Consider the following 8,117-nt stretch of genomic DNA (forward strand, 5'->3'; position numbering starts at 1 on the left):
GTTCTTCGGGGTGGGGTCCACGCGCAGGGGGATAACAGCCTCCGGGGCTGGACGGGTGGAGGAAGGCGTAGGGCGTGATGCTTCCGACATCCGGGATGCCCTGACGTCAGGCGGGCCCTGGAGCGGGCAGGCGCGGTCGTAGCGTCGGGTGTCTTGACGGCAGGGGATGGGCGGAGGAGAGAGGACGTCATGCTGAAGACCGCCCTGGGTCGTTTCCGCGCTGTCGCCTTCTGGGAAGGCCTGTCCTTCCTGGTGCTGCTGCTCATCGCCATGCCGTTGAAGTACGCGCTGAACATGCCCCTGGGCGTGCGCGTGGTGGGCATGGCGCACGGCCTGCTGTTCATGGCGTACCTCTACACGCTGATGATGGCGGCCATCGAATACCGCTGGGGTGTGAAGCGGATCGCCTTGGCCTTCGTGGCTTCGCTCGTGCCGGGCGGGACGTTCTGGCTGGACGCGCAGTTGCGGGGTGAGGCGCTCGCGCTGGAGACGGCGAAGACGCGCTGATTCACTACACGCCGGCCACGGCTATCAGCATTCCCCAGAGGAACGGAGGGGTGTTGAGCACGATACCGATGACGGCGGGCACGACGACCCCGGGGCTGAGTCGGCCCTTTTCCCGGATGAGCGCCACGACGCCACAGGCCAGGCCCAGCGTGAAGCCGACCCGGAAGATGATCAGCCACAGTCCGGCGCTGTCCGTCCTGCGCGCCAGGTAGATGCCCGCTGCAGTGAGGAAGGCAATCAACCAGCTGAACTGGGCCAGGTATTCACCCAGGGTGGAGTGGCTGCTGGGGACGATGGCGCCCGTCGCCAGCAGGCGCTTCCGGCACGGCCGGCAATGCGCGGGCTCACTGTCCGGCGCAATGCACGCCCGGCACATGAAGCCACCGCAGCGCGAGCACGCCTCCGTCGCGACCCTGGAATGCGGGCCACACCGTGGCTGCGCGTTCGGCTCGTTGCCAGGAATGGGGGCCGGTGTGGATGTCATTCGCCGCGAAGCATAGACGGCGCCCGGGTGATTGACCCTGCCATGGAGACGACCCATCATGTCCTTCATGGAAGATGTGACTCCAGAGGTTGTGCTCGAATATCCACGTGCGCCCTCCCAGGCTGCATGGGATGCAATGGACGAAGAGGAGCGGGCACAGGTCGTGGCGTCCCTGCCCGGCGAGGTGACGTGGAATGAGATGCCAATGCCAGAAGGGGATTGGCACACCGGCCCGCGTACCTACGTCTGGAATGTGTTGCGCAGATACTGGGCCCAGCAGTCCCGACGGGCCTATGTGAGCTCCGCGCTCCCCATCTACTACCCCGAGGAGCCACGCTTCGCGCCGGACCTGCTGGTCGTGCTGGATGCGGAACAGCGCACTCGCGACAAGTGGGTGTGTAGCGCCGAGGCCCACGGGTTGGATTGGGTCATGGAGGTGCACGCGGGCGGCGACCGGAAGACAGCCGCCGAAGCCAATGTGCAGCGCTATGCCCGCCTGGGGATTCCCGAGTACTTCATCCTCGACGGACGCGACTGCACGCTGGAGTGCTACCAGCTCGAGACACCCGATGCGCGCGTCTACACCCGCCTCGAACCACAGCGGGGGCGATACGTCTCCAAGGTGCTGGGACTCGAATTCCAGACGGAAGGAGAGCGCCTCCAGCTCTGGACCAGCGCCACGCCGCTGCTGAGCTACAGAGAGCGTGTCCTCCAACTGGAGGCCGAGCTTCAGCGTCGCGAGGGCCTGGAGCGTCGTCTGAAGGAACTCGAGGCCGAGCTCGCCCGGCTCAAGAAGTCCCAGGGCTGAATCACAGTCATCAGGCGAGGGTGAACGCCCTCGCCAAGGTCAGCACCTCCACGCGCGTGGCCCCCGCTTCCCGCAGCGCTATCGCGGCGGCCCGCGCGGTGGACCCGGTGGTGAACACGTCGTCCAGGAGCAACACCTCCTGCCCCTTCACCGCCCGCGACGCCACGAACGCTCCGGCCACGTTGCCCGTGCGCTCCGCTTCACTCAGCCCCACCTGCCTACGCGTCTCCCGCGTGCGCTTCAGCCAATCCCCCGGCGCCGTCCGCCCCGTGGCCTTCGCCAGCTCCGCCGCGAGCAGGTGCGCCTGGTCGTACTGCCGCTTCCGGAATCGCCGCACATGCAGAGGCAACGCCACCACGCATCCGGGCGCGGTCCTCAAGAACCGCCGCGCCTCGTCCGCGAGCAGTACCCCCAATGGCGCCGCGAGGTCCGGGTGGTCCTCGTACTTGAACCGGTGGATGGCTCGCGCCACCGGCCCTTCATGCGCGAAGGGCGCCCAGGCCCGGCTGAACGGGGGGGGCACCGTCCGGCAGCGGGGACAGGTGTTCCCCGGGAACGCGCCCGGCTCCGCGCACGTCCGGCAACACACCGGAGGCAGCCGCTCCAGCGCCGTGTCACACGACTCGCAGAACACCGCGCCCACGCCCGGCAGCACCTTCGCGCAGGCCAGACACATGGGCGGATAGACCAGGTCCAACAGGGCCTTCCACATCACCGGGACTCACAGGGGCAGCACATCCCGTGCCCCTCGTGCGAGCCCCGTGCCGCTCACTCCGCCGTGCGGCCTCGCGTCTTGTACGTGAGCACCGGCGCCAGCGTCGCCACCACCCTCACCAGCCCCGCCTCCACCAGGTCCGTCACCACGCGGTCGATGGCTTTGTATGCCGGCGGCGCCTCCTCGAAGAGCAGGTCCCGGTCCTCGCACACCACGTGGCTCTTGAAGGACGTGCGCGTCAGCGACTCCGCCGTGAAGCGCTCCTTCAGCCGCTCCCGCGCCGCCGTGCGCGTCCACTTGCGTCCCGCACCGTGCGCCAGGCTGTACGCGCTCTGCTCGCCCGTGCCCACCGGCAACACCAGATAGCTCAGGGCACCGCGGCTGCCGGGAATCACCACCGGACCCTCGTCCCAGGGCGCCGCGCCCTTGCGGTGCAACCACCCCACGCGTCCGCCCGCATGCCGCGCGGTCACGCTGTTGTGGCACACGTCCAACACCCGCCGCCCCGTCGCCCCAATCCCATCCAACGTCCGCTGCGCCACCAGTGCCCGGTTCGCCTTCGCCCACAGCACCGCGCCGTCATGTCGCTTGAGGTATTCGCGCGCCTCGTCCGAATCCGCCGCCAGTCCGCCCGCCGCATGCCGGTCGACATGCTTGCGCAGGATGGCCTCTCCCAGCCCGCGCGACCCCGAGTGCACGAGCAACAGCAACCGCTCCTCCCGCAGGCCCAGCGCCTCGAAGACGCGCGGGTCGTGCACCTCCTCCACCCGCTGCACCTCCGCGAAGTGGTTGCCGCCGCCCACCGTGCCCAGCGCCGACTCGAAGCCCATGCCGCGCGCGCCGTGCTCCTCGAGCACCGCCTTCGTGTCCCCCACCCACGGCCCTTCCAGGTCCAACTTCGCCGCCCACCGCTCCGCCTTCGCCTTGCGTGTCAGCAGGTCCACGTCCCACAACCCCATGCCACAGCCGATGTCGCTGCCCACGAGATAGGGATAGAGGAAGCCCTCGGACTCGAAGGCCGCGCCCACCGGAGCGCCCTTGCCGGGATGCAGGTCCGGCAGGCCCACCGCGAGTCTCATCCCGGGCAGGCGCGACACGGCCTCCAATTGGCGGACGGCCTCGCCCTCCACCCAGGACTGGGGCGAGGCGATGATGCGCACGGTGGCGGCCGTGGAGGTTTCAGAAGAGGGCGTGTTCATGATGGCCGCTCCGACGCAGCCCCTTCACGCGCCCTGACGCCCAGGCCCCCAGCACCTCGGGGCGGGCCGCCCGGCCGCCTACTTGTGGTAGGGCTCGCCCTTCAGGATGGTGAACGCGCGGTAGAGCTGCTCAATGAGCACCACCCGCGCCAGCCGGTGGGGCAGCGTCATCCGCGACAGCGACATCACCTGATGCGCCGCGCCGCGCACCGAGTCGTCCAGGCCCTCGTCCCCGCCAATGACGAAGAGCAGGTCCTTCGAGCCCGTCTGCGCCTTGGCGACGTAGCGGGCAAGCTCCACCGAATCCAGCAGGGTGCCGCGCTCGTCCAGCGCCACGATCCAGTCCTGCGGCTTGCGCTTGCCGAGGATGGCGGCGGCCTCCGCGGACTTCGCCTCGCCGGGCTTGAGCTTGCGGCCCGACGCTTCGGTCAGCTCCAGGAGCTCGAAGCGCGTGTAGTGCTCGAGCCGCCGCGCGTACTCCTGCACGGCGGGCTCGAACAACCCGGAGCGGTCCTTGCCGATGGAGAGGAGGCGGACCTTCACGGGACTAGGACAGCTTCACCCGGGGCGCGTCCGCCCACAGCCCGTCCAGGTCGTAGAAGGCGCGCACCTCGCCGTTGAACAGGTGGGCCACGACGTCGTCGTAGTCCAGCAGCACCCACTGGCCCGTCTCCAGGCCTTCCGTGCTGATGGGGCGCAGGGGCTGCGCCCCCTGCTTGAGCTGCACCTGGACGTTCTCCGCCATGGCGCTCACCTGACGGTCGCTCTCGCCGGAGGCGATGACGATGTAGTCCGCGTAGGACGTCATCCCGCGCATGTCGAGGATGACGACGTCCGTGGCCTTCTTGTCCAGCAGCAGGTCGCCGATGCGGCGCGCCAGCTCACGCGCCTTCGCGTTCTCCGCGGGCTTGGGCAACGGCGGCGGGGGGGCGGGCTTCGGCGCCTTCTTGCGCGCGGCGGCGGTCTTCTTGCGCGGGGGCGGACGCACGCCCGGCTTCGCCTTCTTGGCGGCCGTCTTCTTGCGGGCCGGAGCCCGGGTCGTGCTCTTCGCCTTCGCCTTCTTGGATGCAGGGGTCTTCTTCTTCGTGGCCATGTGGCGGATACCCTATCGCACCCTTGGCAAGCTTCCAGCGCTCCTCTAATGGGTTCCGTCCATGAGCGACGCCCGCCTGGAGCAGTTCAAGAAGATGGTGGCCCAGTTCCCCGACGCCCCCATGGCCTGGTTCTCCCTGGGGAAGCTCCACCTGGAACGCAAGGAATACGACAGCGCCATCCAGAGCCTGGAGTCCGCGGTCCGCCTGGACCCGAAGTACGCCGCCGCCCTCGTCTCCCTGGGGGATGCCTACGCGGGGGCCGGCCAGACGGACAAGGCGAAGCAGGTGCTCACCACCGCCCGGGACCACGCGCTCGCCCAGCAGCACCCCAGCCTGGCCGACGAAATCGACGAACGCATCGCCGACCTGGACTGACGGTGCTCCAGAGCCTGGGCTCCTAGTCCTGGTCGCGCCAGGTGAAGCCCACGCCGAACACCTGGCGCGTGTATCGCAAGTCATTGCGCGGCAGGCGCGTGCTCCAGAGGCCCCAGGACACCTCCATGTCCACGCGGGCGGAGACGGGCCGGGCCAGCTTGAGGGACAGCGAGTTCTGCCCCTCGTCCTCCTCCACCAGGATGATCTCCGGCGACAGGAAGATGCCGTCCGGGTAGCGCGCCAGGCCCAGCGTCCCCTGCGCCAGGAGCGTCACCCGCCACGGCAGCCGCACCCCGGCGCTGCCGACGAGCCGGTGGCGCATGGCCGTCTCACCGAAGCTGTTGGAGCTGACCTCCTGGAAGGCATAGCTGAGCGACAGCTTCACCGGCCCCCGGTACGTGTAGCCCGCCCCCGCCACCAGCGCGCCGTCCTGCCGCCGCACGGGGGATGAGGTGACGGCCGGGAAGGGCCGGGCGAAGGGGCCATAGCGGCGCGAACCCCATTCGCCAAACACACTCAGGGTGTGGCGCGGGCTCAACCGGTAGCGGCCCAGGACGCCCACCTCCGGGCCGCCGAAGTCGGCCGTGTGGTCCGGGCGGTACACGAAGCGGCGGGCGCCCAGGCGCACGCGCAGGGCCAGGCGCACGTCCGGGGCGTACTCGGCGAAGAGGCTGGTGCCCAGGTCCGAGTACGCGCGGCTGCCGCCCCGCCGGTCCTTGGCGTGGCCTTCCGCGCCCACGCCCCACTCGGTGCCCAGGGCGAGCGAGCCCTCCAGCGCGCCCGCCTGCACCAGCGTGTCCTCGTTGTCGTAGTCCAGGTACTTGCGCGCACCCAGTTCGTACCGGCCCACCACCTGGGCCCGCTCGCCGGTGCCCCGTCCCTCCGCCACGCCCAGCACGCTCATGGCCAGGTCCGCGCCGGGGCCGGGCGTCGCGCCGTCGGAGAAGTCGCGCGGGGCGTTGCTGTCCACGAGCAGCCGGCCGGTGCCCCGGAGCGAGCCCTGCCACTCGGCCGCGCGCGCACCTCCGCCCCAGGGGAGGCTGAGGGCCAGGAGGAGCGGGAGGAGGCGACGGTCCAAGACGCGCGCACCATACTCCGGCCCGCTGGCATCCCCACGCTCGCAAGTGCCCCGTACGGCCGCGTCGTCCCCGGGACACCCGGGGTGTGCCCGCGGTCGGTGACGGCGCACCCGGCCGCCCGGTACATTGCGGCCATGTCTTACGCGTCCTTCCTCGCGGCGGTGGCCGGTCTGGGGCTCGTCGCCTGTTCCCCGGCGTCCTTCACCACGGAGGTCCAGGGCGAGGCGACGGTGCCCGCGAACCCCGCTGGCACCTCCACGCTCCTCAATGCCTTTCCCTCCATCAGCAGCTTCTCCTCGCTGGACTTCAACGAGAACCAGGACTTCAAGAACCGCGACGTCACCAAGGACGAGGTGACGCGCGTGCAGGTGACGTCGATGAGGCTCAAGGTCCTGAGCCCGAACGACCAGGACTTCGGCTTCCTGGACTCGATGGAGGCCGTGGCCCGCGCGGGCAACTCCGAGTCGCGCTTCGCGGCCCGGGACGGCATCGCGGGCCTGGGCCTGAACCCGCCCAACCCCACGGTGGGGTTGAACACGGACGGCAGCGTGGACTTGAGGCCCTACGTGGCCGCGCCCAGCATGGCCATCATCCTGCGCGGCACGGGGCGCCTGCCGGAGCGCGAGGTGCGCGTGCAGGCCACGGTGGTGCTGGAGGTGGAGGGCGGCCTGCTGTAGCGGCCACCCGTCGCTGCTTCAGGGGGCCAGCGTCTTCGCGCGGCGCTCCAGCGAGCCCGCGCGCCCGTCCAGCTCGCTGGCCAGGGACTCCAGCCGCGCGGCCTCCTGCTCCAGCGAGGACAGGTCCTCCAGGCCGCCCGCGGCCAGCGCCTGGGCGCGCACCGGGTCCACCTGGGGCCGCCGGTCGCTGGCGGTGATGCCAGAGGTCTGCCCGCCCGCGGTGGGATTGGGATTGCCTCCGACCCCCGGACCCTTGGTCGGGTCGCCCGCGTAGTCCGGCGTCTCCACCATCGCGTCGCCCGGGATGACCTCCGGCTGCCGGCCGCCCCGCTGGGTGGGGGCCACCTGCAGGCCCTGGTTGCCCATCGAGCGCAGGCGCAAGCGGCGGTCCTGGTCGTCGAACATGGACTCCTCGCCCAGGAAGTCGTTCATGCGGCGGTCCAGGTCGCGCTCCTCGCGCACCTCGGTGATGCGCGCCTTCAGGGCCTGGAGCCGCTGGCGCACCTTGTCCTGGGAGTCGCGCAGCGCGTCCGCCTGCGCGAGCAGGTCCTCCGGATCATCCCCGCGCGCCGCGCCATCCAGCGCCGGCACCTGGGATGCGGGCAGCGCCGCGCGCACGGCCTCGCGTTCGCCGCGCACGGATCGCATCTGCTCCACCAGCCGCGCCCGCTCCGTCCGGTCCGTCGTCGCGTCCCACGCCGCGCGCAGCAGCGTCAGCTCCTGGGACAGCGCGCCGTGCAGCGCCAGATGCGCGCGCTCCACCTCGCCGTCCGCGCCGGACACCGACTGCGCCAGCCCCGTCAGCTCTCCGCTCAGCTCCTGCGAACGGCGCAGCGCGGACTCCAGCTCTCCGCCCGCCGTGAGCTTCCCCTGGCGCTGGGCCTTGAGCGCTTCGATGCGCGCGGCCACGCCGTTGAGCTCGTCGCGCAGCCCCTGCTGCCGGGTGCGCAGGGTGCGTGCCTCCGTTCGCGCTGACTGGGCCTTCGCGCGCGCCTGCTCCAGGCCGGACGCCGCCCCGGCGGGAGCGGCCACGAACAGGCACAGGAGGAGGGGGAGGGCACGCAACATCATCGGGGGAACACCGTCAGCAAGGCGGATGCCAGTCCCTTCCTCCTACCCCGTTCCCAGGCCCGACGGAAAGCGCCCTGGTTCCGGGCACCTGCACGGGCAGGGTGGGGC

11 protein-coding genes are annotated in these 8,117 nt (G+C 70.8%); 4 read left to right on the plus strand and 7 right to left on the minus strand.

What is annotated here, in order from left to right:
* Positions 1 to 189 precede the first annotated feature (189 nt).
* Positions 190 to 507 (plus strand): DUF3817 domain-containing protein, encoded by a 318-nt coding sequence (locus D7Y15_RS40695; protein ID WP_121755945.1) that lies wholly within the window; start codon positions 190 to 192, stop codon positions 505 to 507.
* 4 nt (positions 508 to 511) lie between these two features.
* On the opposite strand, the gene D7Y15_RS40700 is transcribed toward D7Y15_RS40695, so the two are convergent.
* Positions 512 to 1,060, minus strand: coding sequence for a hypothetical protein (locus tag D7Y15_RS40700; protein WP_148713003.1), 549 nt, complete (start codon positions 1,058 to 1,060; stop codon positions 512 to 514).
* A 136-nt stretch (positions 1,061 to 1,196) separates the two neighbouring features.
* On the opposite strand from D7Y15_RS40700, the gene D7Y15_RS40705 reads away from it, so the two are divergent.
* A complete protein-coding gene (locus D7Y15_RS40705) occupies positions 1,197 to 1,799 on the plus strand; it encodes a Uma2 family endonuclease (RefSeq protein WP_233597494.1) in 603 nt (200 codons plus the stop codon).
* 10 nt (positions 1,800 to 1,809) lie between these two features.
* On the opposite strand, the gene D7Y15_RS45420 is transcribed toward D7Y15_RS40705, so the two are convergent.
* The 4 genes from D7Y15_RS45420 to rsfS all read right to left on the minus strand — a co-directional run bounded on the left by D7Y15_RS45420 (position 1,810) and on the right by rsfS (position 4,806).
* Complete coding sequence (locus D7Y15_RS45420; RefSeq protein ID WP_169822375.1) at positions 1,810 to 2,511, minus strand: ComF family protein; 702 nt, start codon at positions 2,509 to 2,511, stop codon at positions 1,810 to 1,812.
* A gap of 56 nt (positions 2,512 to 2,567) precedes the next feature.
* Positions 2,568 to 3,713 carry an RNA ligase RtcB family protein gene (locus tag D7Y15_RS40720; protein ID WP_121755947.1) on the minus strand — a complete coding sequence of 382 codons (1,146 nt, stop codon included), beginning with the start codon at positions 3,711 to 3,713 and terminating at the stop codon, positions 2,568 to 2,570.
* A 78-nt stretch (positions 3,714 to 3,791) separates the two neighbouring features.
* On the minus strand, positions 3,792 to 4,256 hold the full coding sequence (locus D7Y15_RS40725; protein ID WP_120581194.1) for a 23S rRNA (pseudouridine(1915)-N(3))-methyltransferase RlmH: 465 nt from the start codon (positions 4,254 to 4,256) through the stop codon (positions 3,792 to 3,794).
* A gap of 4 nt (positions 4,257 to 4,260) precedes the next feature.
* Positions 4,261 to 4,806 (minus strand): ribosome silencing factor, encoded by a 546-nt coding sequence (gene rsfS / locus D7Y15_RS40730; protein WP_169822374.1) that lies wholly within the window; start codon positions 4,804 to 4,806, stop codon positions 4,261 to 4,263.
* Positions 4,807 to 4,867: 61 nt separating this feature from the next.
* Between rsfS and D7Y15_RS40735 the strand changes: the two genes are divergently transcribed.
* The gene (locus D7Y15_RS40735) at positions 4,868 to 5,182 is read left to right on the plus strand and encodes a tetratricopeptide repeat protein (RefSeq protein ID WP_121755948.1); all 315 of its coding nucleotides are present in this window, start codon (positions 4,868 to 4,870) and stop codon (positions 5,180 to 5,182) included.
* 22 nt (positions 5,183 to 5,204) lie between these two features.
* On the opposite strand, the gene D7Y15_RS40740 is transcribed toward D7Y15_RS40735, so the two are convergent.
* Complete coding sequence (locus D7Y15_RS40740; RefSeq protein ID WP_120581196.1) at positions 5,205 to 6,260, minus strand: hypothetical protein; 1,056 nt, start codon at positions 6,258 to 6,260, stop codon at positions 5,205 to 5,207.
* Positions 6,261 to 6,395: 135 nt separating this feature from the next.
* Between D7Y15_RS40740 and D7Y15_RS40745 the strand changes: the two genes are divergently transcribed.
* Positions 6,396 to 6,938, plus strand: a complete 543-nt coding sequence (locus tag D7Y15_RS40745) for a hypothetical protein (protein WP_167547812.1) — start codon at positions 6,396 to 6,398, stop codon at positions 6,936 to 6,938.
* 18 nt (positions 6,939 to 6,956) lie between these two features.
* Here the strand turns inward: D7Y15_RS40745 and D7Y15_RS40750 are convergent, their stop codons facing one another.
* On the minus strand, positions 6,957 to 8,009 hold the full coding sequence (locus D7Y15_RS40750; RefSeq protein WP_120581197.1) for a TetR family transcriptional regulator: 1,053 nt from the start codon (positions 8,007 to 8,009) through the stop codon (positions 6,957 to 6,959).
* Positions 8,010 to 8,117 lie beyond the last annotated feature (108 nt).

It is taken from the genome of Corallococcus sp. AB030 (genome assembly GCF_003668965.1).
GTDB lineage: Bacteria > Myxococcota > Myxococcia > Myxococcales > Myxococcaceae > Corallococcus > Corallococcus exiguus.